The organism is Streptomyces sp. 150FB (genome assembly GCF_000818195.1).
In the GTDB taxonomy this organism is placed as follows: Bacteria; Actinomycetota; Actinomycetes; order Streptomycetales; family Streptomycetaceae; genus Streptomyces.
In genome coordinates, this window is the sequence record NZ_JTHL01000001.1 from 6,230,014 (window position 1) to 6,256,845 (window position 26,832).

General features: G+C 68.6%; 22 protein-coding genes and 1 pseudogene. 17 read left to right on the forward strand and 6 right to left on the reverse strand.

Annotated features, from left to right (window positions below):
- The first annotated feature begins 63 nt into the window (after positions 1-63).
- A complete protein-coding gene (locus QR77_RS26935) occupies positions 64-618 on the forward strand; it encodes an isochorismatase family protein (protein ID WP_040024638.1) in 555 nt (184 codons plus the stop codon).
- 73 nt (positions 619-691) lie between these two features.
- Here the strand turns inward: QR77_RS26935 and QR77_RS26940 are convergent, their stop codons facing one another.
- The 5 genes from QR77_RS26940 to QR77_RS26960 all read right to left on the reverse strand — a co-directional run bounded on the left by QR77_RS26940 (position 692) and on the right by QR77_RS26960 (position 5,040).
- The gene (locus QR77_RS26940) at positions 692-1,489 is read right to left on the reverse strand and encodes a succinate dehydrogenase/fumarate reductase iron-sulfur subunit (RefSeq protein WP_040024639.1); all 798 of its coding nucleotides are present in this window, start codon (positions 1,487-1,489) and stop codon (positions 692-694) included.
- Positions 1,486-3,459 carry a fumarate reductase/succinate dehydrogenase flavoprotein subunit gene (locus QR77_RS26945; protein WP_040024640.1) on the reverse strand — a complete coding sequence of 658 codons (1,974 nt, stop codon included), beginning with the start codon at positions 3,457-3,459 and terminating at the stop codon, positions 1,486-1,488. The genes QR77_RS26940 and QR77_RS26945 overlap by 4 nt, the downstream gene beginning before the upstream one ends.
- Before the next feature lie 15 nt (positions 3,460-3,474).
- The gene (locus QR77_RS26950) at positions 3,475-4,257 is read right to left on the reverse strand and encodes a hypothetical protein (RefSeq protein ID WP_052489093.1); all 783 of its coding nucleotides are present in this window, start codon (positions 4,255-4,257) and stop codon (positions 3,475-3,477) included.
- An 86-nt stretch (positions 4,258-4,343) separates the two neighbouring features.
- Entirely contained in the window at positions 4,344-4,574 is a 231-nt protein-coding gene (locus tag QR77_RS26955; protein WP_040024642.1) for a hypothetical protein, read from the reverse strand.
- Positions 4,575-4,794: 220 nt separating this feature from the next.
- Positions 4,795-5,040, reverse strand: coding sequence for a hypothetical protein (locus tag QR77_RS26960; RefSeq protein ID WP_040024643.1), 246 nt, complete (start codon positions 5,038-5,040; stop codon positions 4,795-4,797).
- A gap of 343 nt (positions 5,041-5,383) precedes the next feature.
- On the opposite strand from QR77_RS26960, the gene QR77_RS26965 reads away from it, so the two are divergent.
- The 12 genes from QR77_RS26965 to QR77_RS27020 all read left to right on the forward strand — a co-directional run bounded on the left by QR77_RS26965 (position 5,384) and on the right by QR77_RS27020 (position 22,048).
- On the forward strand, positions 5,384-7,627 hold the full coding sequence (locus QR77_RS26965) for an ABC transporter family substrate-binding protein (protein ID WP_040024644.1): 2,244 nt from the start codon (positions 5,384-5,386) through the stop codon (positions 7,625-7,627).
- Between the two features lie 341 nt (positions 7,628-7,968).
- Positions 7,969-9,843 (forward strand): translational GTPase TypA, encoded by a 1,875-nt coding sequence (typA, locus tag QR77_RS26970; RefSeq protein ID WP_040024645.1) that lies wholly within the window; start codon positions 7,969-7,971, stop codon positions 9,841-9,843.
- A 423-nt stretch (positions 9,844-10,266) separates the two neighbouring features.
- Positions 10,267-11,892, forward strand: coding sequence for an ABC transporter substrate-binding protein (locus tag QR77_RS26975; protein WP_040024646.1), 1,626 nt, complete (start codon positions 10,267-10,269; stop codon positions 11,890-11,892).
- A gap of 118 nt (positions 11,893-12,010) precedes the next feature.
- Positions 12,011-12,937, forward strand: coding sequence for an ABC transporter permease (locus tag QR77_RS26980; RefSeq protein ID WP_040024647.1), 927 nt, complete (start codon positions 12,011-12,013; stop codon positions 12,935-12,937).
- On the forward strand, positions 12,930-13,886 hold the full coding sequence (locus tag QR77_RS26985) for an ABC transporter permease (RefSeq protein ID WP_040024648.1): 957 nt from the start codon (positions 12,930-12,932) through the stop codon (positions 13,884-13,886). Before QR77_RS26980 ends, QR77_RS26985 begins: the two co-directional genes overlap by 8 nt.
- A gap of 11 nt (positions 13,887-13,897) precedes the next feature.
- Positions 13,898-14,956, forward strand: a complete 1,059-nt coding sequence (locus tag QR77_RS26990) for an ABC transporter ATP-binding protein (protein ID WP_040024649.1) — start codon at positions 13,898-13,900, stop codon at positions 14,954-14,956.
- A complete protein-coding gene (locus QR77_RS26995) occupies positions 14,949-16,097 on the forward strand; it encodes a dipeptide ABC transporter ATP-binding protein (protein WP_040024650.1) in 1,149 nt (382 codons plus the stop codon). The genes QR77_RS26990 and QR77_RS26995 overlap by 8 nt, the downstream gene beginning before the upstream one ends.
- 241 nt (positions 16,098-16,338) lie before the next feature.
- Positions 16,339-17,973, forward strand: coding sequence for an ABC transporter substrate-binding protein (locus QR77_RS27000; RefSeq protein WP_040024651.1), 1,635 nt, complete (start codon positions 16,339-16,341; stop codon positions 17,971-17,973).
- 100 nt (positions 17,974-18,073) lie between these two features.
- Entirely contained in the window at positions 18,074-18,997 is a 924-nt protein-coding gene (locus tag QR77_RS27005) for an ABC transporter permease (protein WP_040024652.1), read from the forward strand.
- Complete coding sequence (locus QR77_RS27010) at positions 18,990-19,973, forward strand: ABC transporter permease (RefSeq protein WP_040024653.1); 984 nt, start codon at positions 18,990-18,992, stop codon at positions 19,971-19,973. Before QR77_RS27005 ends, QR77_RS27010 begins: the two co-directional genes overlap by 8 nt.
- A gap of 13 nt (positions 19,974-19,986) precedes the next feature.
- The gene (locus tag QR77_RS27015) at positions 19,987-20,961 is read left to right on the forward strand and encodes an ABC transporter ATP-binding protein (RefSeq protein WP_040024654.1); all 975 of its coding nucleotides are present in this window, start codon (positions 19,987-19,989) and stop codon (positions 20,959-20,961) included.
- On the forward strand, positions 20,954-22,048 hold the full coding sequence (locus QR77_RS27020) for a dipeptide ABC transporter ATP-binding protein (RefSeq protein ID WP_052489094.1): 1,095 nt from the start codon (positions 20,954-20,956) through the stop codon (positions 22,046-22,048). Before QR77_RS27015 ends, QR77_RS27020 begins: the two co-directional genes overlap by 8 nt.
- 163 nt (positions 22,049-22,211) lie before the next feature.
- Here QR77_RS27020 and QR77_RS27025 read toward each other — a convergent pair whose 3' ends face one another.
- The gene (locus QR77_RS27025; protein WP_040024655.1) at positions 22,212-24,356 is read right to left on the reverse strand and encodes a prolyl oligopeptidase family serine peptidase; all 2,145 of its coding nucleotides are present in this window, start codon (positions 24,354-24,356) and stop codon (positions 22,212-22,214) included.
- A 158-nt stretch (positions 24,357-24,514) separates the two neighbouring features.
- Here QR77_RS27025 and QR77_RS27030 point away from each other — a divergent pair, with 158 nt between their 5' ends.
- The 4 genes and pseudogenes from QR77_RS27030 to QR77_RS49150 form a co-directional block, all read left to right on the forward strand.
- Positions 24,515-24,709: a hypothetical protein gene (locus tag QR77_RS27030; protein ID WP_040024656.1), complete on the forward strand. Its 195-nt coding sequence runs from the start codon at positions 24,515-24,517 to the stop codon at positions 24,707-24,709.
- A gap of 154 nt (positions 24,710-24,863) precedes the next feature.
- On the forward strand, positions 24,864-25,751 hold the full coding sequence (gene mshB / locus QR77_RS27035) for an N-acetyl-1-D-myo-inositol-2-amino-2-deoxy-alpha-D-glucopyranoside deacetylase (RefSeq protein WP_040024657.1): 888 nt from the start codon (positions 24,864-24,866) through the stop codon (positions 25,749-25,751).
- Positions 25,748-26,212, forward strand: a complete 465-nt coding sequence (locus QR77_RS27040) for a DUF6113 family protein (protein WP_236710829.1) — start codon at positions 25,748-25,750, stop codon at positions 26,210-26,212. The genes mshB and QR77_RS27040 overlap by 4 nt, the downstream gene beginning before the upstream one ends.
- Positions 26,213-26,409: 197 nt before the next feature.
- A pseudogene (locus tag QR77_RS49150) lies at positions 26,410-26,832 on the forward strand (hypothetical protein); the annotation flags it as partial.

Sequence of the window (26,832 nt, forward strand, 5' to 3'; positions counted from 1 at the left end):
ACCCGGATCCACCAACCCCGAACCACCAACCCCCGATCCACCCCACCAGCAAGGAGCAGCACCATGAGCGCCACCGTTCTCGACCCGAAGACCGCACTGGTCGTCGTCGACCTCCAGAAGGGCATCGTCGGCCTGCCCACCGTCCACTCCGCCGACACCGTCGTCGAGCGCTCCGGCAGGCTGGCCGCCGCGTTCCGCGCCAAGGGCCTGCCCGTCGTCCTCGTACGGGTCACCGGCGGCGCCCCCGGCCGTACCGAGGGCGGCGCTTCCGGCGGCGGCCAACCGCCGGCCGACTGGGCGGACCTGGCCGAGGGCCTGGGCCGGCAGGACACCGACATAGTCGTCACCAAGCAGGTCTGGGGCGCCTTCCACGGCACCGACCTCGACCTCCAGCTCCGCCGCCAGGGCGTCACCCAGGTCGTGCTGACCGGCATCGCCACGAGCATCGGCGTGGAGAGCACCGCGCGCGCCGCGTACGAGCACGGCTACCACGTCACCGTCGCCGTCGACGCGGTGACCGACATGGACGAGGGCGCGCACGACAACGCCGTGGAGAAGGTCTTCCCGCGCCTCGGCGAGACCGACACCACGGACGCGATCATCAAGCTGCTCGGCTGAGCACCCGCAGCCGTAGGGGGGTCCGCGCCCGTCCGAAGGACGGACGCGGACCCCCGCGCTTACGCCCGCCCCGCTACTGGCCGCGCCGCATGATCTTGTTGCCCAGCCACACCAGCGGGTCGTACTTCCGGTCCGCCGCCCGCTCCTTCAGCGGGATCAGCGCGTTGTCCGTGATCTTGATGCCCTCGGGGCACACCTCCGTACAGCACTTAGTGATGTTGCAGTACCCGAGACCGTGCTCGTCCTGAGCCGTCTTCTTCCGGTCGAGCCCCGACTCCCCGGCCGCGTCCAGCGGATGCATGTCCAGCTCTGCCACCCGCATCAGGAAGCGCGGCCCCGCGAAAGCGTTCTTGTTCTCCTCGTGGTCACGCACCACATGGCAGGTGTCCTGGCAGAGGAAGCACTCGATGCACTTGCGGAACTCCTGCGAGCGGTCCACGTCCACCTGCTGCATCCGGTACTCACCCGCGGCCACCCCCGGCGGTGGCACGAACGCCGGGATCTCGCGCGCCTTCGCGTAGTTGAAGGACACGTCGGTCACCAGGTCCCTGATCACGGGGAAGGCGCGCAGCGGGGTGACGGTGATCGTCTCCTCGCGGCTGAAGACGGACATCCGGGTCATGCACAGCAGCCTCGGGCGGCCGTTGATCTCCGCGCTGCACGAACCGCACTTGCCCGCCTTGCAGTTCCAGCGCACCGCCAGATCGCCCGCCTGGGTGGCCTGGAGGCGGTGGATGATGTCGAGAACGACCTCGCCGTCGTTCACCTCGACGGTGTAGTCCTTCAGCTCACCGCCGTCCGCATCGCCGCGCCAGACCCGGAACGTGGCCTCGTACGTGGTGGAAACAGCGGGAACAGCGCTCGGGCTCATTCGTGCAGCTCCTGTTCGGCGAGGTATTTGACCAGCTCTTCCTTGTCGAACAGGGCGAGCAGGTCGGGACGGATCGGCTCGGTCGTCTCCCGCGTGAGCGCGATCTGACCGCCGGCCCGGCCGGTCGGGGAGTCGGACGCGGGACCGGCGAGGGTGCAGTGGAGGTTGATCCGCCGCCAGTCGAGGTCCATGCCGGGCCAGTCCTCGCGGGTGTGGCCGCCCCGGCTCTCCGTACGCTCCAGGGCGGCGCGTGCGACGCACTCGCTGACCAGCAGCATGTTGCGCAGGTCGAGCGCGAGGTGCCAGCCCGGGTTGAACCGCCGGTGCCCCTCGACGGTGGCGCGCCGTGCCCGTACGCGCAGTTCGGCCAGCGTTTCGAGGGCCTGCTCCATCTCGCCCTCGCGCCTGATGATGCCGACGAGGTCGTTCATGGTTTCCTTGAGCTCCTGGTGCAGGGTGTACGGGTTCTCGCGCGGCCCGTCGCGGTCGCCGTCGGACCCGTCGGACCCCGCGCCCCCGCCGCCCTCGGGCGATCCCGCCGGGTGGAAGGGGCGCAGGGCCTCGGCGGCCGCCTCCTCGATCCGGTCCTCGTCGAGGGCGGGGCGTCCACCCTCGCCGAGTCCGGCCGCGTACTCGGCCGCGTACAGACCGGCCCGCCGCCCGAAGACCAGCAGGTCCGACAGGGAGTTGCCGCCGAGGCGGTTGGAGCCGTGCATGCCTCCCGCGACCTCACCGGCCGCGTAGAGGCCCCGTACGCCGGGGGTGGCTGCCGTGTCCGAGTCGACGGCCACGCCGCCCATCACGTAGTGGCAGGTCGGCCCGACCTCCATCGGCTCGGCCGTGATGTCGACATCGGCCAGCTCCTTGAACTGGTGGTACATCGACGGCAGCCGGCGCTTGATGACGTCTGCCGGCATCCGCGTCGACACATCGAGGTAGACACCGCCGTGCGGGGAGCCGCGGCCCGCCTTGACCTCGGAGTTGACGGCCCTGGCCACCTCGTCGCGGGGGAGCAGCTCGGGCGGGCGCCGGTTGGTGTCAGGGTCGTCGTACCAGCGGTCGCCCTCGTCCTCGGACTCCGCGTACTTCTCCTTGAACACGTCCGGGATGTAGTCGAACATGAACCGCTTGCCCTCGGCGTTGCGCAGCACCCCGCCGTCGCCGCGCACCGACTCGGTGACGAGCAGCCCCTTCACGGACGGCGGCCAGATCATCCCGGTCGGATGGAACTGCACGAACTCCATGTTCAGCAGGGGAGCGCCGGCGAGCAGCGCGAGCGCGTGCCCGTCGCCGGTGTACTCCCACGAATTCGATGTCACCTTGAAGGACTTGCCGATGCCGCCGGTGGCGAGCACGACCGACGGCGCCTGGAGCACGAAGAAGTCTCCGGACTCGCGCTCGTAGCAGAAGGTGCCGGCGACCCGGTCGCCGTCCTTCAACACCCGCGTGACCGTGCACTCCTGATAGACTTTCAGGCGCGCCTCGTAGTCCCCGAACTCGCGGAAGTCCTCCTGCTGGAGCGAGACGATCTTCTGCTGGAGGGTACGGATCAGCTCCAGGCCCGTCCGGTCGCCGACATGGGCGAGGCGGGGGTATTCGTGTCCGCCGAAGTTCCGCTGCGAGATCTTGCCGTCGGCCGTACGGTCGAAGAGCGCGCCCCAGGCCTCCAACTCCCAGACCCGGTCCGGCGCTTCCTTCGCGACCAGCTCGGCCATCCGCCACTGATTGAGGAACTTCCCGCCGCGCAGGGTGTCCCGGAAGTGCACCTGCCAGTTGTCGCGGGAGTTCACATTGCCCATGGAGGCGGCGATCCCGCCCTCGGCCATCACCGTATGGGCCTTGCCGAACAGGGACTTGCAGATGACAGCGGTACGGGCGCCGCGCTCGCGCGCCTCGATGGCGGCCCGCAGCCCGGCGCCTCCGGCGCCCACCACCACGACATCCCACTGCCGGCGTTCCAGTTGCGTCATGTGTGCAGGCTCTCCCTAGAAGAAGCGCGGATCGTCGAAGGCACCGGAGCTGAGCAGATAGACATAGAAGTCGCTCACGGCGACGCTGATCAGCGACGCCCAGGCGAGCTGCATATGCCGGTTGTTCAGCTTCCCGACCCAGCCCCAGAGCCGGTAGCGCACCGGATGCTTGGAGAAGTGCCGCAGCCGGCCGCCGATGACATGGCGGCAGGAGTGACAGGACAGGGTGTACGCCCAGATCAGCACGATGTTGGCGACGAAGATCAGCGAGCCGAGACCCATGTGGCCCCAGGCGTAGCTCTCGTCGCGGAAGGAGAGCACGGTGTCGTACGTCAGGACGCAGGCGACCAGCACTGCCGCGTAGAAGAAGTAGCGGTGGATGTTCTGGAGGATCAGCGGGAACCGCGTCTCGCCGCTGTACGCGGTGTGCGGTTCGGCGACCGCGCAGGCGGGCGGGGAGGCCCAGAAGCCCCGGTAGTAGGCCTTGCGGTAGTAGTAGCAGGTCAGCCGGAAACCCAGCGGGAAGATCAGGATGATCAGGGCGGGGGACAGCCCCCACCAGCTCCCGAACAGATCCCAGTTGGGGCCGTGCCGCATCGTCTCGCAGTTCTGCGCCACACAGGGCGAGTAGAACGGGGAGACGTAAGGGGCCTGGTAGTAGAAGGAGTTGGCGAAGGCGCGCCAGGTGGAGTAGACGATGAAGGCGAGCAGCCCGGCCGTCGTCAGGGCGGGCTCCAGCCACCAGCGGTCGGTGCGCAGATGGCGCGGAGCGATGGCGGCGCGCGAGGCGTCGTGCACGCCCGTACCGCCGCGGCGTCCGGTGCTGACGGGGGGTGCGACGGGGGGTGGTGGGGGTTCGGTGCTGGTGGCCAACGAGTTCTCTCCTAAGGAGCACGCCGGTCGCGTACGCCCAGGCCTTCGTCGTCCGAGTCCGTCCACAGGGCGTGGTTGTACGGGGTGTCGGGGATGCTGACCAGGTCGTCGGCGCGGCCGGCCGACTGGGGCCGAAGCTCTTTCCCGCCGGGCTCGGCGAGAGTCTGTTCCAGCCGTCCGACCGTGCGGACCAGGTCGTCGAGGCAGCGTCTGACGGCTGTCAAATCTTCCTGTACGGACATGGAGGTGCCCTCACTTCCGCGCTCGCGGGTGGCATGCGGGAGTCCGGGGAGCGGCCCCGGGGATCTCTGTATGCGCCTGAGAGTGTCGCGCGTCACACACCCCTTTCACAAGGGTGCGTAGCGATCCGGCGCGGGCCCACATGGCAGTGGCCCGCGTCCACTTGGGGGCGCGGGCTGCTGCTGTCTGCGGTTATGGGCAGGCGGGGGAACCGCTGTTCGGTCAGGGGCGCCGGTAGCTGACGCCGACTCCTTCGTCGTCCGAGTCCGTCCACAGGGCGTGGTTGTACGGGGTGTCGGGGATGCTCACCAGGTGCACGGCGCGGGCGGGTGCCCGCGGCCCCGCTTCCTGGCCGCTCCGGCCGTCCTGCTCGCTCTGCTCCGCGAGCCGCTGTTCCAGCCGGGCGACCGTGCGGGTCAGGTCATCGAGGCAGCGTCTGGCTGCTGTCAGTTCGTCCTGCAGGGACATGGTGTGCCCTCACTTCCGCAGTCGCTTGGGGATATGCGGGGTCCAGGATTGGATACTGTATGCACTTACGAGTGTCGCGCGTCACAAGCCTTGAGCGCAAGACCCCCGCACCCCTCCTTTTGGGGAGCGTTCCGGAGGTGTTGCGGGAGTGGCGCGAGGGTGGCTCCGGGGCGGTTCGGCGCGCCGGTTCGGCGGCCGTTCGGCGGTGATTGCTCCGGGCGGGTGAGGTTTGCCGCTCCGGCCGCCGTGTCTGCGTCGCCCCCGCTCCTCCGTCCCCTTCAGTGGGTGGGCAATAGGTGTGATCATCTATAAATTCCACCAAAAAGGACGAAGAGGTATCGCCATGTCCCACGTCGGCGCCCCACGCGGGAGGACATGCTCCCGAACGCTCCGCTCCGTCGCGCTCCTCACCACCGGTGTTCTGGCCCTGCCCGCCCTGGCCGCGTGCAGCTCCGACCAGGACGACGCCGCAGGCCATGCGGCCGCCGCCGACATCTCCCCGGCGGGCCGGGGAGCGGTCGCCGACGGCGGCACCCTGCGCTGGGCGATGGACGCGATGCCCGCGACGCTCAATGTCTTCCAGGCCGACGCCGACGCCTCCACCGCGCGGATCGCCGGCGCCGTACTGCCTTCGCTGTTCACGATCGACCACAACGGACGTCCGCGGCTCAACCCGGACTACCTGGAGACCGCGAAGATCGTCGACCGCGAGCCCAAGCAGGTCGTCCTCTACAAGCTCGACCAGCAGGCGGTCTGGAGCGACGGACGGGAGATCGGCGCACCGGACTTCGTCGCCCAGTGGCAGGCGCTGCGCGGCAAGGACTCGGCGTTCTGGACCGCGCGGAACGCGGGGTACGAGCGGATCGAGAAGATCGAGCGCGGGGCGAACGACCTGGAGGTGCGCGTCACCTTCAACAAGCCCTACGCGGACTGGAAGTCTCTCTTCAGCCCGCTCTACCCGAAGACCGTGACCGGCAACGCCAACGCCTTCAACGACGGCTCCAGGAACACCCTGAAGGACTCGGCGGGGCCCTTCACGCTGGAGAAGCTGGACCGGGAGGGCAAGGAAGCCGTCCTCGTCCGCAACCCCCGCTGGTGGGGGAGCAGGGCCAAGCTCGACTCGATCGTCCTGCGCGCCGTTCCGGCCGGCCAGCGCGCCGCCGCCCTCGCGGCGGGCAAGCTCGACCTCGCGGACGTCGACAGCGGCGTGGTGAAACGTATCTCCTCGGCCAAGCACGACGCGGACAAGGCCGCGGGCAGGGTACGGGCGACCGCCACCGCCTCGGCGCCCGCCGCCGGCCAGCAGGCGGACCACGACGGGAAGTCGGGGGCGGCGGGTGAGGAGGGCGAGGAGAACGAACGTACGGTGCGGGCCGCGACGCGGTTCGCGGTCGAACAGATCTCCCTGCGCGACTACGTGGTCCGCAAGTCGCTCGCCCCCTCCTACACGCAGCTCGCCCTGAACGGCGAGTCGGGCCCGCTCTCCGACGACCGGGTACGCAGGGCGGTGGCGCGCGCGCTCGACCGCAAGGAGCTGGCGGAGAGCGTGCTGAAGCCGCTCGGACTGCCGGCGAACGCGCTGGGCAGCCACCTGGCCCTGGCGGGACAGCAGGCGTACGCGGACAGCAGCGACGCACTCGGCGACCAGGACACCCAGGAGGCGCAGGCGCTGCTGGGCGACGCGGGCTGGACGGCGGACGGGGCGCTCAGGATCAAGGGGGACACGAAGGCGGGCAGCGAGGGCGAGAACAAGAAGACCCCGGCGGACACGTCCGACGGGAAGAAGGAAGAGAAGGGCCAGAAGGAAGAGAAGGACCAGAAGAAGTCCGACGAGAAGAAGTCGGACGACCGGAGCGGCGCCGACAAGTCCTCCGCCGGCTCCGGCGACGCCTCCGACGACAAGCCCGCCCAGGCCGGCGCCCCCGAGGCCGAGGCCGCCAAGGACCAGAAGCCCGGCGGCATGGCGGGCGCGTACGCCCCGCGGGGTACGGCGGCCCCCGCGGCCGAGAAGCGCGGTCCGCTCGGCAAGAACGGCAAGCCGCTCCTCCTGCGCTTCGTCCTCCCGTCGGGCGAGGACTCAGCGACACTGCGCGGCGTGGGGACGCGGATCTCGCGGATGCTGGAACACGTGGGCATCCGTACGCAGATCACCAAGGTCGCCGACGACAGTTTCTTCAAGGACCACATCGCCTCGGGCGACTACGACCTCGCGCTCTACTCCTGGCCCGCCACCGCCTACCCGGCCACCGACGGACGGCCGATCTTCGCCAAGCCCGTGCCGGCGTCGGACGGTTCGCTCATCGTGGAGCAGAACTACACCCGCGTCGGTACGGACCACATCGACCAGCTCTTCGACCAGGCGGCCGGCGAGCTGGACGAGGGTGCCGCCCGCGACCTGATGAAGCAGGCCGACGCCCGGATCTGGGCGGCGGCAGGATCGATTCCGCTGTATCAGCGTCCGCAGCTCGTCGCCGCCAAGCGCTCCCTCGCGAACGCGGGAGCCTTCGGCTTCGCCGTCCCCCGCTACCAGGACATCGGCTTCCGCAAGGCCGGCGCCTCGGGAGCTGAAGTTCCGGCGAAGAAGTAGCGGCCGAAGCGCGACGCCAAGAAGAAGTTGCTGGTCGGAGCCGATTTTTCGGCTGAGTTCCGACCGGAAGAGCTTGCCCGCCGGCCGGTCCGGCGGGCAAGCTCGTATCTGCCACGACCCGGGCAGCTCAGCACCCCGCGTACCCGTTCGGCACCGCTGCCTCCCCTGCCGGTGCCGACCACCGATATCAAGCCCCGCCGGGCCCCGCCCGGCCCTCCCGATCGCACCGGGAACCCCCCGGCGCCGCAAGGCCCGTACCATGGGACAAGCCGTGGCGTGTCTGCCCGGCGGGCGGAAGAGGAAATCGCCGCATCCCACGATCGAGAGAAGCGCCAGCCAGCATGCCCACGCGCCACGACATCCGTAACGTCGCCATCGTCGCCCACGTCGACCATGGCAAGACCACTCTGGTCGACGCCATGCTGAAGCAGGCCGGCGCTTTCGCCGCGCACGCCGCCGAGCACCTCGACGACCGGATGATGGACTCGAACGACCTGGAGCGTGAGAAGGGCATCACGATCCTGGCCAAGAACACCGCCGTGAAGTACCACCCGAAGACGGGTGGCGATGTGATCACGATCAACATCATCGACACCCCCGGCCACGCCGACTTCGGTGGTGAGGTCGAGCGGGGCCTGTCGATGGTCGACGCGGTCGTGCTGCTCGTCGACGCGTCCGAAGGCCCCCTGCCCCAGACCCGGTTCGTCCTGCGCAAGGCGCTGGACGCCCGGCTGCCCGTCATCCTGTGCATCAACAAGACCGACCGCCCCGACGCCCGGATCGCCGAGGTCGTCGACGAGACGTACGACCTCTTCCTCGATCTCGACGCCGACGAGGACCAGATCGAGTTCCCGATCGTCTACGCCTGCGCCCGCGACGGCATCGCCTCGCTGACCAAGCCGGACGACGGTACGGTCCCGGCGGACAGCGACAGCCTGGAGCCGTTCTTCACCACGATCCTTCAGAGTGTCCCGGCCCCGGAGTACGACGAGGCCGCGCCGCTCCAGGCCCATGTCACCAACCTGGACGCCGACAACTTCCTCGGCCGTATCGCGCTCTGCCGCGTCGAGCAGGGCGAGCTGAAGAAGGGCCAGACCGTCACCTGGATCAAGCGTGACGGCTCGATGTCCAACGTCCGCATCACCGAACTGCTGATGACGGAGGCGCTGACCCGCAAGCCCGCCGAGAAGGCGGGCCCCGGCGACATCTGCGCCATCGCCGGTATCCCGGACATCATGATCGGCGAGACCCTGGCCGACCCCGAGAACCCGATCGCGCTGCCGCTGATCACCGTCGACGAGCCGGCGATCTCGATGACCATCGGTACGAACACCTCGCCGCTGGTCGGCAAGGGCGGCAAGGGCCACAAGGTCACCGCCCGCCAGGTCAAGGACCGTCTCGACCGCGAGCTGATCGGTAACGTCTCGCTGCGGGTCCTGGACACCGAGCGCCCCGACACGTACGAGGTGCAGGGGCGTGGTGAGCTGGCGCTGGCGATCCTCGTGGAGACCATGCGCCGCGAGGGCTTCGAGCTGACCGTCGGCAAGCCGGAGGTCGTCACCAAGCAGATCGACGGCAAGCTGCACGAGCCGATCGAGCGCATGACGATCGACTGCCCCGAGGAGCACCTCGGTGCCATCACCCAGCTCATGGCGGTCCGCAAGGGCCGCATGGAGACCATGACCAACCATGGCTCGGGCTGGATCCGGATGGAGTGGATCGTCCCGTCCCGCGGGCTCATCGGCTTCCGTACGGAGTTCCTCACCCAGACCCGCGGTACGGGCATCGCCCACTCGATCTTCGAGGGCCACGAGCCGTGGTTCGGCGATCTGCGGACCCGTAACAACGGCTCGCTCGTCGCCGACCGCGCCGGTTCGGTGACTCCCTTCGCCATGGTCAACCTCCAGGAGCGCGGGGTCATCTTCACCGAGCCCGGCACCGAGGTCTACGAGGGCATGATCGTCGGCGAGAACTCGCGCTCCGACGACATGGACGTCAACATCACCAAGGAGAAGAAGCTCACCAACATGCGAGCCGCCTCCGCCGACACCACGGAGAACGTGGTGCCGCCGCGCAGGCTGTCGCTGGAGCAGTCCCTGGAGTTCTGCCGCGACGACGAGTGCATCGAGGTGACCCCGGAGACGGTCAGGATCCGCAAGGTCGTCCTGGACCAGAAGCAGCGTGGCCGCGCGGCTTCCCGCGCCAAGCACGTGTGACCTAAAATTCACACAGAGCCTGACAGCGTGTCACGACGAACGGCCCGGAACCCGCGAATTCGCGTGGTGCCGGGCCGTTCGTCAACCCGTTTTTCTGCCCGGAGCGTCCGGATTCCGGACCCTGTTCTCCGGAAGTGGTGTTAACGGTCCGTTTCGGGGGTGTCTGTCTGTGCTCGCTTTGTCCAGATATCAGGCAAGTGCGACTCGCTGATGTTGTCAAAACGAGACCCTTTAGCTGTGGTTTACGGCCCGGCTGTACTTAATAGTTGGCTCCATTGAGCTCGGGTCAATGGGTCATGCGCGATGGGGAGCGCCGACTCACGAGCACACTTCAGGGCATTTGGGGAGCACGTCGGCAGGGGTGTCAGCGCGCGTAGACAGTGCCCTTCTTGTAGTGACTAGTGGACTCATGAGGAGGAACCCATGCGTGGTGCCAAGAGCGCCAAGTGGGTAGTGGGGGCGGCTGTCGTCGCCTTGGCGGCAACGGCCTGTGGTGGCGGTGGCGGTGACAGCTCCAGCGACAAGGGGGCTGCCGACCCGAACGGGAAGGTCGTCTTCGACTCGGGCGAGCCGCAGAACGCGCTCCAGCCCGCGAACACGCAGGAGTCGTACGGCGCCAGCGTGATCGACGCCCTTTTTGTCGGCCTGGTGAAGTACGAGCCCGGCAACGGCAAGATCACCAACGTGAACGCGCAGTCGGTGACGAGCTCGGACAACAAGGTCTGGACGGTCAAGCTCAACCCGGGCTGGAAGTTCACCAACGGCGAGACGGTGACTTCCAAGTCCTACGTCGACGCGTGGAACTGGGCCGCTGACACCAAGAGCAACCAGATCAGCAGCTCCTGGTTCTCCGACATCGCCGGTTACACCGACGTGCACCCGGAGAAGGGCGCGCCGAAGACCGACAAGATGTCCGGTCTGAAGGTGGTGGACGACAACACCTTCACCATCACGCTGACCTCCGCACTTCCTTACTTCCAGTACAAGCTGGGCTACCGGGCGTTCGACCCGCTGCCCGCGGCCTTCTACAAGGACCCGAAGGCCTACGGCGAGAAGCCGGTCGGCAACGGTCCGTACAAGTTCGACAGCTGGCAGCACAAGAAGACGATCACGGTCAGCAAGAACGCGGACTACAAGGGCCCCGACCCGGCGAAGAACGGCGGTGTGGTCTTCAAGAACTACGCCACCGAGGACGCCGCTTACCAGGACCTGCTGTCGAACAACCTCGACATCATCCGCCAGATCCCGCCGAGCAGCCTCGCCAACTACAAGAGCGACCTCGGCGACCGTGCGGTGACCGAGTCCTACTCGGCCATCCAGACGATCAACCCGGCGTTCTACACGAAGCAGTGGAAGGACATCGACGTCCGGGTCCTCCAGGGCCTCTCGATGGCGATCGACCGCGACACCATCACCAAGACGGTCCTCCAGGGCACCCGTACCCCCGCCACCGGCTGGGTCGCGCAGGGTGTGCTGGGCTACAAGGCGGGCGCGTGCGGCGAGTTCTGCTCGTACGACCCGGCCAAGGCCAAGGCGCTGATCAAGGCCGGCGGCGGTGTCCCGGGCAACAAGATCACCGTCCAGTACAACGCTGACGGCGGTCACAAGGAGTGGGTGGACGCTGTCTGCAACAGCATCCGCCAGGCGACCGGCGTGGACTGCACCGGTGACTCCAAGCCGGACTTCCAGACCGACACGCAGATTCGTGACGCGCACCAGGTCAAGTCGTTCTACCGGTCCGGCTGGGTGCTGGACTACCCGTTCAACGGCAACTTCCTCCGTGACCTCTACGGCACCGGCGTCGCCGGTAACTCGGGCGGCTTCTCGGACAAGAAGTTCGACGCGCTGACCAAGGAGGCCGACCAGGCCAAGACGGTCGACGAGTCCGCCGCGGCGTACCAGAAGGCGGAAGCGGAGCTGGTCAACAGCTTCCCGTCCATCCCGCTCTGGTACTACAACCTGAACTCGGGCTTCTCGACGAAGGTCTCCAACGTGAAGTACGACCAGGCCGGCGACCCGATCCTCACCGGCGTGACGGTGAAGAAGTAGGCATTGTCGGATTGACGGTTCCGCGGCGCGCCGGACACGGCGCGCCGCGGGCTACGGGGGCGGCCGGGGACCTTATCGGGGAACCGGCCGCTTCCGGCCGACCAGAACGGAGGCACCCATGGGGCGCTATGTCGCACGGCGACTGCTCCAAATGATCCCGGTCTTCATCGGGACCACTTTGCTTATCTTCCTCATGATCAGAGGCCTGCCGGGCGACCCGATCCGGGCCCTGTGGGGCGACAAGATTCCAGACCCGTCCCAACTCGCGGCTCTGCGGCACCAGTTCGGCCTGGACAAGCCGCTGTGGCAGCAGTACCTCGACTACATGGGCGGCCTGTTCAAGGGTGACTTCGGTGTCACCGTGGCAGGCAGGCCGGTCTCCGAGCAGATGAGTCAGGCGTTCCCTGTCACCATCCGGCTCACGATCATGGCCATGATCTTCGAGATGGTCATCGGCCTGGCGCTCGGTGTGTGGACCGGTATGCGCCGGGGCGGCGCGGCCGACAGTTTCGTTCTGGTGCTCACGCTGCTGGTCATCTCGACACCGGTCTTCGTGCTCGGCTACATCTTCCGGCAGGTCTTCGCGACCTGGCTCGGCTGGGTCACGCCAACCGTGCAGAATTCCACGGACATCGCCCAACTGGTTCTACCGGCGATCGTCCTCGGCTCGCTCTCCCTGGCGTACGTGGCCCGGCTCTCCCGCACCACCGTGGCGGAGAACCAGCGGGCCGACTACATGCGTACCGCCATGGCCAAGGGGCTGCCCCGCAGGCGCATCGTCGTCAACCACCTGCTGCGCAACTCCCTCATACCCGTCGTGACCTTCCTGGGTACCGACTTCGGCGCCCTGATGGGCGGCGCGGTCGTCACCGAGGGCATCTTCAACATCCAGGGTGTCGGCGGTGCGTTGTACCAGGCTCTGATCCGTCGCGAGGGCACCACCATGGTCGGGATCGTCACGATCCTGGTCCTCATCTACCTCGCCATGAGCCTCATCATCGACCTGCTGTATGCGGTCCTGGACCCGAGGATCCGGTATGCCTGAGACCACGAAGTCCCCGGTGAAGCCGGCCGACGAGCAGCCGGCGGTGACGGCGGACCCGGCCGGCCCCGAAGGAGCCAAGACGGAGAAGCCCCGCGGCCTGTGGGGCGACGCCTGGTACGACCTGCGCCGCAAGCCCTTCTTCATCATTTCGGCGACGCTGGTCCTGCTGCTGCTGGTCATCGTCCTCTTCCCGTCGCTGTTCACCAGCGCCGACCCGCGCCAGGGCGACCTTCAGCACCACTACCTGACCGGACCCGCCTGGGGACACTTCTTCTCCCCGGAGTGGTTCGGCTACGACGGCCAGGGCCGGAGCATCTACACCCGGATCATCTTCGGGACCAGGGCATCGGTGGAGGTCGGCGTCGGCACCACCGTCCTGGTGACCGTCCTCGGCGGCCTGCTGGGCATGATGGCGGGTTACTTCGGCGGCTGGCTCGACGCGCTGCTGTCCCGTATCACCGACATCTTCTTCGGCATTCCGTTCCTGCTCGGCGCGCTGGTCGTGCTCAACGCCTTCACCGACCGGAACGTCATCGTGGTCATCGGGGCCCTGGCCTTCCTCGGCTGGACCCAGATCGCCCGCGTCATGCGCGGTGCGGTCATCACCACGAAGCACGCGGACTACGTGCTGGCGGCGAAGGCGCTCGGCGCCGGCACCGCCCGCATCCTGATCAAGCACATCCTGCCGAACGCCATCGCACCCGTGATCGTCGTAGCGACGATCGCGCTCGGCGGCTACATCTCCGCCGAGGCGACCCTGTCCTACCTGGGCATGGGCCTCGCCGATCCGACGGTTTCCTGGGGTACGGACATCTCGTCCGCCTCGAACGTGATCCGTAACGCCCCGCACACGCTGTTCTTCCCCGCGGCCATGCTGAGCGTCACGGTCTTCGCGTTCATCATGCTCGGCGACGCGGTGCGCGACGCTCTCGACCCCAAGCTGCGCTGAGGGAGGCGTACGTGACCACCATTGACACAACGGACACCAGCCCATCCCGGCGCGTCAAGGACGAGAGTGGCGTCCCGCTGCTCGAAGTCCGTGATCTGCACGTGGACTTCCACACCCGTGACGGCGTCGCCAAGGCCGTCAACGGCGTCAACTATTCGGTCAACGCGGGTGAGACGCTCGCCGTGCTCGGCGAGTCCGGCTCCGGGAAGTCGGTGACCGCGCAGGCGATCATGGGCATTCTCGACATGCCGCCCGGCCGGATACCCAAGGGAGAGATCCTCTTCCGCGGCGAGGACATGCTCACCATGTCCTACGAGGAACGGCGGAAGATCCGCGGCCGCAAGATCGCCATGATCTTCCAGGACGCGCTCTCCTCGCTGAACCCGGTGCTCTCCGTCGGCTACCAGCTCGGCGAGATGTTCCGGGTCCACGAGGGCCTGTCGAAGAAGGACGCCAAGGCCCGGTCCATCGAGCTGATGGACCGCGTGCGCATCCCGGCGGCCAGGGAGCGGGTGGGGGACTACCCGCACCAGTTCTCCGGCGGTATGCGCCAGCGCATCATGATCGCCATGGCGATGGCGCTCAAGCCCGACCTGATCATCGCCGACGAGCCGACGACCGCGCTCGACGTGACGGTCCAGGCCCAGGTGATGGAGCTGCTGGCCGAGTTGCAGCGTGAGCTGAACATGGGCCTGATCCTGATCACCCATGACCTCGGCGTGGTCGCGGACGTCGCCGACAAGATCGCGGTGATGTACGCGGGCCGGATCGTAGAGACCGCCCCGGTCCACGACATCTACAAGGCGCCCGCCCACCCGTACACCCAGGGTCTGCTCCAGTCGATTCCGCGGCTGGACCAGAAGGGCCAGGATCTGTACGCGATCAAGGGCCTGCCGCCCAACCTGCTGCACATCCCGCGGGGCTGCGCCTTCAACCCGCGCTGCCCCAAGGCGCAGGACATCTGCCGTACGGACGAACCGCCGCTGCTCCAGGTGACCGGTCCCGAAGGGGCCGAGCTGGCGGGTCGCGGCAGCGCCTGTCACTTCTGGAAGGAGACGCTCCGTGGCTGAGCTCAGCAAGAACAACGAGCCGGTGGACGCCACCCCGAACCTGGCGAAGACCGAGATCTCGGACGCCGTCACCGAGACCGAGATCGACGCGGCGCTCACAGCGCCGGTCGAGCGCGGTGAGCCGATCCTCCAGGTGCGGAATCTGGTCAAGCACTTCCCGCTGACGCAGGGGATCATGTTCAAGAGGAAGGTCGGCGCGGTCAAGGCCGTCGACGGCATCTCCTTCGACCTGTTCCAGGGCGAGACCCTGGGCATCGTCGGCGAGTCCGGCTGTGGCAAGTCCACGGTCGCGAGGCTGCTGATGACGCTGGAGCAGGCGACGGCCGGCGAGGTCTTCTTCAAGGGCCAGGACATCACCAAGCTGTCGGGACGCGCGCTGAAGGCGGTGCGCAGGAACATCCAGATGGTGTTCCAGGACCCGTACACCTCGCTCAACCCGCGTATGACGGTCGGCGACATCATCGGGGAGCCCTTCGAGATCCACCCCGAGGTGGCGCCGAAGGGTGACCGGCGCCGCAAGGTGCAGGACCTGCTGGACGTCGTGGGTCTGAACCCGGAGTACATCAACCGCTATCCGCACCAGTTCTCGGGCGGCCAGCGCCAGCGCATCGGCATCGCCCGGGGCCTGGCTCTCAACCCCGAGATCATCATCTGCGACGAGCCGGTCTCCGCGCTCGACGTGTCGGTGCAGGCGCAGGTCATCAACCTGATGGAGAAGCTCCAGGACGAGTTCAACCTGTCCTACATCTTCATCGCGCACGACCTGTCGATCGTGCGACACATCTCCGACCGCGTCGGCGTGATGTACCTCGGCAAGATGGCCGAGATCGGCTCGGACAGCTCGATCTACGACCACCCGACGCACCCGTACACCCAGGCGCTGCTGTCGGCGGTCCCGGTGCCCGACCCGGAGGCGCGCGAAGGGCGCGAGCGGATCATCCTCACCGGGGACGTGCCGTCGCCGGCGAACCCGCCGTCGGGCTGCCGCTTCCGTACCCGCTGCTGGAAGGCGCAGGACCTGTGCGCGACCGAGGTACCGCTGCTGGCGATCCCCGAGCGCTTCAAGAGCGTGGAGGGTCCCGTCGCCCATGAGTCGGCGTGCCACTTCGCCGAGGAGAAGGACGTCGTCCACGCGGCCTGATCCCCGACCCGTACGCGGGACACACGTATACGGGAGACCCGTACGCGCACGGCGGTGCCCGGACCATCACTGGTCCGGGCGCCGCCGTTTCCGTATCTCCTCCGGCTTTCCCCCGGCTTTCTCTTCCTGTGACGGACGGACACGGATGGCCCCCGATAAGGGCGCACTGTGCACATCTTGCGGCGATATTTGGCCTAGATCCGATGTGCGACAGAGATGTGCGACATAGAGGAGGCACTCCATGCGCGGAGCCACACACGCCAAGTGGGCCGCATGCGCGGTTGCCGTCGCCCTTGCCGCGACGGCCTGTGGCGGGGGCGGGGGCAGCGGTGGAGGCGGCGGAGGCGCGAACGGAGTCGTGAGTGCCTCCTGGGGCGACCCGCAGAACCCGCTGGAGCCGGCCAACACCACCGAGGTGCAGGGAGGCAAGGTCCTCGACCTGATCTTCCGGGGACTCAAGCGCTACAACCCCAAGACCGCCAAGGCGGAGAACGCGCTCGCCCAGAGCATCACGACCAAGGACGCGCGGAACTTCACCGTCACCGTGAAGAACGGCTGGACCTTCAGCAACGGTGAGAAGGTCACGGCCAAGTCCTTCGTGAACGCCTGGAACTACGGGGCGAACCTCAAGAACAACCAGCTCAACTCCTCGTTCTTCCAGTACATCGACGGATACACCCAGGTCCACCCGAACTCGGGACAGCCCAAGGCCGCGACCATGTCGGGCCTCAAGGTCACCGGCCCGCAGACCTTCACCGTCCGGCTGTCCCAGAAGTTCTCCACCTGGCCGGACACCCTCGGCTACGCCGCGTTCGCGCCGCTGCCGACCACGTTCTTCAAGAACCACGCGGCCTGGCTCGCCAAGCCCATCGGCAACGGCCCGTACACCATCCAGAACTACGCCAAGGGCTCCCAGATGAGCCTGCGCACCTGGAAGGGCTACCCGGGCCCCGACAAGGCCGCCAACGGCGGTGTCGATCTCAAGGTCTACACCGACAACAACACCGCCTACACGGACCTCACCGCCGGCAACCTCGACCTCGTCGACGACATCCCCTCCTCGCAGCTCAAGAACGTGCAGGCGGACCTGAGCGGCCGCTACATCAACACACCGGCCGGCATCATCCAGACCCTCGCCTTCCCCTTCTACGACAAGGCGTGGAGCGGGGCGAACGGGGTCAAGCTGCGCACCGGCCTGTCCATGGCGATCAACCGCAAGCAGATCACCAGCACCATCTTCGAGAACACCCGCACACCGGCCACCGACTGGACGTCCCCGGTGCTCGGCGCCGCCGGCGGCTACAAGGCCGGGCTCTGCGGTGCGCGGTGCGACTTCGACGCGGCGGCGGCGAAGAAGATGATCCAGTCCGGCGGGGGCCTGCCCGGCGGCCGGATGACCATCTCGTACAACGCGGACACCGGCTCCCACAAGGTGTGGGTCGACGCCGTCTGCAACAACATCAACAACGTGCTGGGCAACGACCGGGCGTGCGTGGGCAAACCCGTCGGCACCTTCGCCGACTTCCGCAACCAGATCGGCCAGCGCAAGCTGACCAGCCCCTTCCGGGCCGGCTGGCAGATGGACTACCCGCTGATCCAGGACTTCCTCCAGCCGCTCTACTTCACCAACGCCTCGTCCAACGACGGCAGGTTCACCAGCCCCCAGTTCGACAAGCTGATCAACCAGGCGAACTCGGAGACGAACAGGCCGAAGTCGATCGCGCTGTTCCAGCAGGCGGAAGGCGTTGTACGGGACCAGATGGCCGCCATCCCGCTCTGGTACCAGAACGGCAGCGCCGGCTACTCGGACAGCATCACCCATGTCGCGCTGAACCCCTTCAGCGTCCCGGTCTACAACGAGATCACGGTGAAGTGACCCCGGACGGTGCCCGGCTCGGCGCGTCCCCCGCGCCGGGCCGCCCGCCGTTTCCGCGGCCCCGCACGCACCCCGTATCCCACGACACCCGGAGCGCCTGATGGGACGTTATGTGATCCGGCGCCTGTTGCAGATGATCCCGGTCTTCATCGGCACCACGCTGTTGATCTTCCTCATGGTCAATGTGATGGGCAACCCCATCGCCGGCCTCTGCGGCGATCGGCAGTGCGACCCGACGACCGAGGCCCAGTTGCGCAGGGACTTCGGCCTCGACAAGCCGGTGTGGCAGCAATACCTCACCTACATGGGGCACGTGTTCACCGGCGACTTCGGCACCGCCTTCGACGGGCAGAAGGTCATCGACCTGATGGGGCAGGCCTTCCCCGTCACCATCCGGCTGACGATCGTGGCCATCATCTTCGAGATCATCATCGGCATCATCTTCGGAGTGATCACCGGACTGCGCCGGGGCCGGCCCGTCGATACGGGCGTGCTGCTGCTGACGCTGGTCGTGATCTCCGTACCGACCTTTGTCACCGGTCTGATCGTGCAGCTCCTGCTGGGCGTGAAGTGGAACATCATCGAGCCGTCCGTCTCCTCGTCGGCGCCCTTCGACGAACTCATCGTGCCGGGGCTGGTGCTCGCCTCCGTCTCGCTGGCCTACGTCACCCGGCTGACCCGGACCTCCATCGCCGAGAACGCGCGCGCCGACTACGTACGTACCGCCACCGCCAAGGGACTGCCCAGACGCCGGGTGATCGTCCGGCACCTGCTGCGCAACTCACTGATCCCGGTCGTCACCTTCATCGGGACCGACGTGGGCTCGCTGATGGGCGGCGCGATCGTCACCGAGCGGATCTTCAACATCCACGGCGTCGGATTCCAGCTCTACCAGGGCATCCTGCGCCAGAACACCCAGACCGTGGTGGGGTTCGTGACCGTCCTGGTCATCGTCTTCCTGGTGGCGAACCTGCTGGTGGACCTCCTCTACGCCGTTCTCGACCCGAGGATCCGGTATGCCTGAGCCGCGGAGTCCCGAGCCCGGCGACGAGGCGATCGCCGCCACCGGAGCCGGCGGCCCGATGGACCTCGCCGCGAGCGAGGGGATCAGCCTGGAGGGCGGCGGAGCACCCGAGGGCGGCGCGCCGTCGGGGCAGGCCCGCTCGCTGTGGTCCGACGCCTGGCGCGACCTGCGCCGCAACCCCATCTTCATCATCTCCGGGCTGATCATCCTGTTCCTGATCGTCATCGCGATCTGGCCGCAGTCGATCACCTCGCTCAACCCGCTCTCCTGCAACCTCGCCAAGGCTCAGGAAGGCTCGGCCCCTGGACACCCCTTCGGCTTCGACGCGCAGGGCTGCGACGTCTACACCCGTACGGTGTACGGCGCGCGCGCCTCGGTCACCGTCGGCGTCTGCGCCACGCTCGGCGTCTCCATCCTCGGGTCGGTCCTCGGCGGCCTCGCCGGCTTCTACGGCAGGTACTCGGACGCGATCCTCTCCCGGCTCACCGACATCTTCTTCGGCATCCCGGTGATCCTCGGCGGTCTGGTGCTGCTGTCCGTGGTGACCAACTCCAGCGTCTGGCCGGTGGTCGGCTTCATGGTGCTCCTCGGCTGGCCGCAGATCTTCCGTATCGCGCGCGGCTCCGTCATCACCATCAAGAACAACGACTTCGTCGAGGCGGCCCGCGCCCTCGGCGCATCCAGCTCCCGGATGCTGCTGCGGCACATCATGCCCAACGCGATCGCGCCGGTGATCGTCGTGGCGACCATCGCGCTCGGTACGTTCATCTCGCTGGAGGCGACCCTCTCGTTCCTCGGCGTCGGCCTCAAACCGCCGACCGTCTCCTGGGGCATCGACATCTCCAACGCCTCGCCGAACATCCGCAACGCGCCGCACATGCTGCTCTGGCCCGCCGGCGCGCTGGCCGTCACCGTGCTCGCTTTCATCATGCTCGGCGACGCGGTGCGCGACGCCCTCGACCCCAAGCTGCGCTGAGGAGTTGCGATTCATGTTGCTCGAAGTGCGAAACCTGGAAGTGGAGTTCCGCACCCGCGAAGGAGTCGTCAACGCCGTCAACGGCGTCAGCTACTCGGTCGACGAGGGCGAGACGCTCGCCGTGCTCGGCGAGTCGGGGTCGGGCAAGTCCGTCACCGCTCAGGCGGTCATGGGCATCCTGGACGTGCCGCCGGGCCGGATCACCGGCGGTGAGGTGCTCTTCCAGGGCCAGGACCTGCTGAAACTCAAGGAGGAGGAGCGGCGCAGGATCCGGGGCCGGCGGATGGCAATGATCTTCCAGGACGCGCTCTCCTCGCTCAACCCGGTGCTGAGCGTGGGCGCGCAGCTCGGCGAGATGTTCATCGTGCACCAGGGCCTGTCGCGCAAGGACGCCAGGACGAAGGCCGTCGAGCTGATGGACCGGGTACGGATCCCGGCGGCGAGGGAGCGGGTGGGGGACTACCCGCACCAGTTCTCCGGCGGCATGCGCCAGCGCATCATGATCGCCATGGCGCTGGCGCTGGAACCGTCGCTGATCATCGCCGACGAGCCGACGACCGCGCTCGACGTGACCATCCAGGCCCAGGTGATGGAGCTGCTGGCCGAACTCCAGCGGGAGCTGAACATGGGGCTGATCCTGATCACCCATGACCTCGGGGTGGTCGCTGACGTGGCGGACAAGATCGCGGTGATGTACGCGGGCCGGATCGTCGAGACCGCCCCGGTGCACGACATCTACAAGGCGCCCGCCCACCCGTACACCCGGGGCCTGCTCGACTCGATCCCGCGGCTGGACCAGAAGGGCCAGGAGCTGTACGCGATCAAGGGGCTGCCGCCGAACCTGCTCAACATCCCGTCGGGCTGCTCCTTCCACCCGCGCTGTCCGCTCGCCCAGGACGTGTGCACGACGGACGAGCCGCCGCTCTACGAGGTGTCGGCGACCCGCCGCAGCGCCTGCCACTTCTGGACGGAGGCAATCCGTGGCTGAACCCATTCTGGAAGTGCGCGACCTGGTCAAGCACTTCCCGCTGACCCAGGGGATCCTGTTCCGACGCCAGGTCGGGTCGGTGAAGGCGGTCGACGGGGTCACCTTCTCGCTGGACGCCGGCGAAACGCTCGGCATCGTGGGGGAGTCCGGCTGCGGCAAGTCGACCGTGGCGAAGATGCTGGTCAACCTGGAGCGTCCGACGGGGGGCCAGATCCTCTACAAGGGCGAGGACATCACCCGTCTCTCCGGGCGGGCGCTGAAGGCGGTGCGCAGGAACATCCAGATGGTGTTCCAGGACCCGTACACCTCGCTCAACCCGCGTATGACGGTCGGCGACATCATCGGGGAGCCGTACGAGATCCACCCCGAGGTGGCACCGAAGGGTGACCGGCGCCGCAAGGTGCAGGACCTGCTGGACGTCGTGGGCCTGAACCCGGAGTACATCAACCGCTATCCGCACCAGTTCTCGGGCGGCCAGCGCCAGCGCATCGGCATCGCCCGCGGTCTCGCGCTCCAGCCGGAGATCATCGTCGCCGACGAGCCGGTCTCGGCGCTGGACGTGTCGGTGCAGGCGCAGGTGATCAACCTGATGGAGCGGCTCCAGGCGGAGTTCAACCTGTCGTACATCTTCATCGCGCACGACCTGTCGATCGTGCGGCACATCTCCGACCGGGTCGGCGTGATGTACCTGGGGCGGCTGGCCGAGATGGGCACGGACGAGGAGATCTACGACCACCCGACGCACCCGTACACGCAGGCGCTGCTCTCCGCCGTACCGCTGCCCGACCCGACGCTGCGGGACCACCGCGACCGGATCATCCTGGTCGGCGACGTACCGTCCCCGGCGAACCCGCCGTCGGGCTGCCGCTTCCGCACCCGCTGCTGGAAGGCGCAGGAGCGGTGCGCGCTGGAGGTCCCGCTGCTGACGGTCCCCCCGGCCTTCCGGGACCTGCCGGGACCCACGGCGCACCCGTCGGCGTGCCACTTCGCGGAGGAGAAGCAGATCGTACCGACGGAGGGCAACCAGGGGCGGACGACGGAGACCCTGCCGTACGAGGGCCGGGACCCGGATGACGAAACACCGTAAATCACACCAATTTCTTTAACACGCAGGCAACTTGGCGGACGCGACCCGGATATACGGAAGCGTCAGGCTGAACGCCGTACGGCCGTGCGGGTGCCGTAGACCGGCCGGGACCTCAGGGTCCCGGCCGGTCGCCTTTTCCGGTGTGGGCTTTCCGGGCCGGCCTTCAGGCCTTCGGGGCGAGGCCCAGGGCGCGCTTCAGGAAGTCGACCTGGAGCAGCAGCATGTTCTCCGCGATCTGTTCCTGCGGTGTCATGTGCGTCACACCCGTCAGCGGCAGCACCTCGTGCGGGCGGCCCGCCGCCAGGAGTGCCGAGGAGAGCCGCAGGCTGTGGGCGACCAGGACGTTGTCGTCGGCGAGGCCGTGGATGATCATCATGGGGCGGGCCGGGTTCTCCGGGGCCGACAGGCCGTCGTCCGTGACCAGTGAGTTGAACGCGTACGTCTCGGGCTCGTCCTCGGGGGTGCCGAGGTAGCGCTCCTGGTAGTGCGTGTCGTACAGCCGCAGATCGGTGACCGGCGCACCCACGACGGCCGCGTGGAAGACGTCGGGGCGGCGCAGGACGGCGAGGCCGGCCAGGTAGCCGCCGAACGACCAGCCGCGCATCGCCACCCGGCCGAGGTCCAGCGGGAACCGGTCCGCCAGGTCCCGCAGCGCCTCGATCTGGTCGTCGAGGACCAGCGGCAGGTTCCGGTGGACCGCCTTCTCCCAGCCCGGCGAGCGGCCCGGGGTGCCCCGGCCGTCCGCCACGATCACCGCGAAGCCCTGGTCGGCGAACCACTGGGAGGTGAGGTGCGGATTGTGCGCGGCCAGGACGCGCTGGCCGTGCGGGCCGCCGTACGGGTCCATCAGGACGGGGAGCGGGCCGTCCGACTCCCGGTAGTCCGTGGGGAGCAGTACGGCACACGGGATGCGGTGCGCGCCCGCCTCGGTGAGCCGTGCGTGGGCCGTGAGCGGCGGCTGTTCGGCGTACGACGCGATGGTGGCCAGCGGGTCGCCGTCCCGCAGTACCTGTACGGCGGCCCCCGGCGACGCGGGCCTGGCCGAAACAAGGACCGTGACCCGGCCGCCGCGTACGGCCGTGTGGACGCCGGGACCGGCCGAGAAGCGCTCCACGCCCAGTTCGTTGACCCGGTACACATGGATCTCGCCCGTCTCCGGCTCCGGAGCGTCCTCGCCCGCCGACGCCGAGATCAGGACGTCGCCGTCGCCGATGTCGAGCACCCCGCGCACATGGAGCTGGGGCCCCGTCAGCGGCCGGTCGCCGACCACCAGGACGCGTGCGCCCCCCTCGTCGGCGATCCGCACGAGCCGGCCGTCCGGCGCCCAGGCGGGCGCGCCGGAGAACAGTTCCAGCCAGATCGGGTCCTCGTCGTGGTGCACCATCCTGGTCGCGCCGGTGTCCGTGTTGACCGCCAGATACAGCAGTCCGCGCTGGTCGCGGGTCTGTACGAGCAGCAGCGGCGCCCCGGAGGCCGACCAGTGCACCCGCGCCAGATACGGGTGACGCGCCCGGTCCCAGACCACCTCCGTGCGCGTGCCGTCCAGGCCCTGGAGGAAGAGCCGTACCTCGGCGTTGGGCGTACCCGCGGCGGGGTACGCCACCTCCGTCGGCCGCCGGTCCGGGTGCGCGGGGTCGGAGATCCACCACCGCCGCACGTCCGTCGTGTCGGCGCGCGCGACCAGCAGCCTGTCCGATTCGGGCGCCCACCAGAACCCGCGATATCGAGCCATTTCCTCGGCCGCGATGAACTCCGCGAGACCGTACGTGACATCGCCGCTCTCGGGCTCGGCGAGGGCGCGGTCGCCCCGCCCGTCGGCGCCGATCACGCGCAGCGCGCCGTCGGCCACGTACGCGACGTGCCGCCCGTCCGGCGAGGGGCGGGGGTCGAGCACCGGTCCTGGGACGGGCAGTTCGCTGACCGTGCCGTCCCGCAGCCCGGCGGTGAACAGCCGTCCCGACAGGGCGAAGGCGGCCAGTTCGACGGCGTCGTCAACCGCGTAGCCCACGATTCCCCCCGCGCCCTCACGGGTCCGCTCGCGCCGCGCGCGCTCCTCGGCCGAGAGGTCCTCCTCGGCGCCGCCGAGCAGCTCCAGGGGGTCGGCGACCGCGCGCTCACGTACGGCTCTGGCGGGGCCGTCAAGGTCCAGCACCCAGAGCTGGTTCGCCCGGTCGGTGCCGGAGGAGGAACGCAGGAACACCACGCGCGCCCCGTCCGGCGACACGGTGAAGGCCCGCGGGGCACCGAGTGTGAACCGCTGGGTCCTGGCGTACTGACGTGGGAACGAGAGCTGCTGCCGCAAGGTCATATGACCGAACCTAGCGCTCGTGCGCCCCCATAGTGCTGCTGTGCACCGATCGATGCGTTGGCACGGATAGTTATGATCCGTAGCGCTTGGTGGGTAAGAACCTTCCGGCACATGCAGGTTGCGTCTACCCGATCGAATATTTATGGAGGTGAACCGCCGTGGCCCTGTCGATTTCGGTGGTCGTGCTGCTGGCGATCGTCGTCTTCCTGCTCATCCGGAAATCCGGGCTCAAGGGGGGACACGCGGTGGTCTGCATGCTGCTCGGCTTCTATCTCGCCAGTTCCACCATCGCCCCGACGGTCAGGGACCTGACCTCGAACGTGGCGAGCATGCTCGGCGGGATCAAGTTCTGACCGGGCCTTCGTGTCCCTGACGGGGCACCTCCGACGTCCCTGACCGGGCACCTCCGGCCTGGCCGACCTGGCTCCCCCCGGTGACCTGGCACCGCGCCCCTGTGACCGGACGCCCGCTCCCGGGGCCGCGGGGGCGCCCTCGTAGGCTGTTTCCATGACCGACTCCCCCGCCCGCCGTCTCCTGCTGGTGCACGCGCACCCTGACGACGAGACGATCAACAACGGCGTCACCATGGCCAAGTACGTGGCCGAGGGCGCCCAGGTCACCCTGGTGACCTGCACGCTGGGCGAGGAGGGCGACGTCATCCCACCTGACCTCGCCCACCTCGCGGCGGCCAGGGACGACCGTCTCGGTCCGCACCGCGTCGGTGAACTCGCCGCGGCGATGGCCGCGCTGGGCGTCACCGACCACCGGTTCCTCGGCGGCCCCGGCAGATACCGGGACTCCGGGATGATGGGTACGGAGCAGAACGACCGCGAGCACGCCTTCTGGCACGCGGACGTCGACGCCGCGGCTCCGTACCTCGTCGAGGTGATCCGTGCCGTGCGCCCGCAGGTGCTCGTCACGTACGACCCGAACGGCGGCTACGGCCACCCGGACCACATCCAGGCGCACCGCGTCGCCACACGCGCCGCCGAGCTGGCGGCGGACGCCACGTACGGAGCCGGCCTCGGCGCCCCGCACGCCGTCGGGAAGATCTACTGGAACCGGGTGCCGCGCTCGGTCGCCGACGAGGGCCTGGCCGGACTGCGCGCCACGGGCACCGACTTCCCCGGGATCGCGGGGATCGACGACATCCCTGGCGTGGTCGACGACGCGCGGATCACGGCGGCGATCGACGGCACCGCGTACGCCGACCGCAAGACGGCCGCGCTGCGCGCGCACGCCAGCCAGATCGCCGTGGACGGGCCGGTCTTCGCCCTCTCGAACGACCTGGGGCAGCCGATGTTCGCGACGGAGTACTACCAGTTGGTGCACGGCACCTCAGGCGCGCCGTCGGGTGAGCGTGAGAGTGATCTTTTCGCCGGGGTGGTCGCATGAGCCCGGGCGGTCGTGCGAATGCGGGCAATCGCGTGAGTTCGGACGTGAGTTCGGGTACGGGCGCGGGGTCGGGCGCGGGTTCCGGCCAGGGGCCCGGGCCCGGCCGGATCGCCGCTTACCTCGGCCTGGTCGTGCTCGGCGCCGTCGTCGGTGTCGCGGGCGCCCTCGCCCAGGGCGGCCTGTTCCCCGGCGGTCTGGTGCTGGCGCTGCTCGCCACCGCCGGGCTCTTCATCGGGGGCCTGCGGCTGACCGGCACCCAGCTCGGGGTGGGGGCGCCGGCGCTCGGCTGGCTGGTCGCCGTCATCCTGCTCAGCCTGGGCAGGCCCGAGGGCGACGCGGTCTTCTCGGGAGGTCTCGGCCCGCTCGTCTACCTGCTCGGTGGCGCTTTGGTGGCTGTGATCTGTGCCACCATGTCGCGGTTGCCGCAACCGGGCGCGGAGCCCGGCCGACTTGGGAAGTGACGCGCCCGTCTGCTGCTGAATTGACCATGTCCGTACGGTCGGCGTTGCAACCGCTTCACACGGCCGTCGGATGTCTGTCCGCGGAGGCCAGTATGGTGGTGCGCGCTCCGGGCCCTCCCCTCGCCTCCGGCATGGGGGACCTGAACAGTTGAGTACCAGCAAGAAACGGGCGGCGGAGCCAACCGGGAGAACCTGCCTTGAGTCGTGAAACTGACAGTTCGTCCTCCGGGCCCCAGGGGCGCGGCGGAGCCGCGTACCCCTCGGGGACACCGCCGTACGGATCACGCCAGTATCCGTCGCTGCATCCCCAGCAGGACGCTCCGGAGGAGATTGACGCCGAGTCCGCGCCGCGGCCGGACGAGCCGAGAACCGAGACCACTCTGACCACGCGTATCCGGATCAACATCCCGGGCTCGCGGCCGATTCCGCCTGTCGTCATGCGTACGCCCATGGGCGAGAGCGAGTCCATCGACGGACGTGGCGCTCCGGCCGGGCCGAGCAGTGAGCGCACGGGCGCCGTCCCGCGCCCCGAGGCGGCCCAGGAGCCGGCCGACGGACGGGGTACGGGCGCGGGCGCCGCCGACGAGAAGCCGGCCGCCGACACGCCCACCAGTGACTGG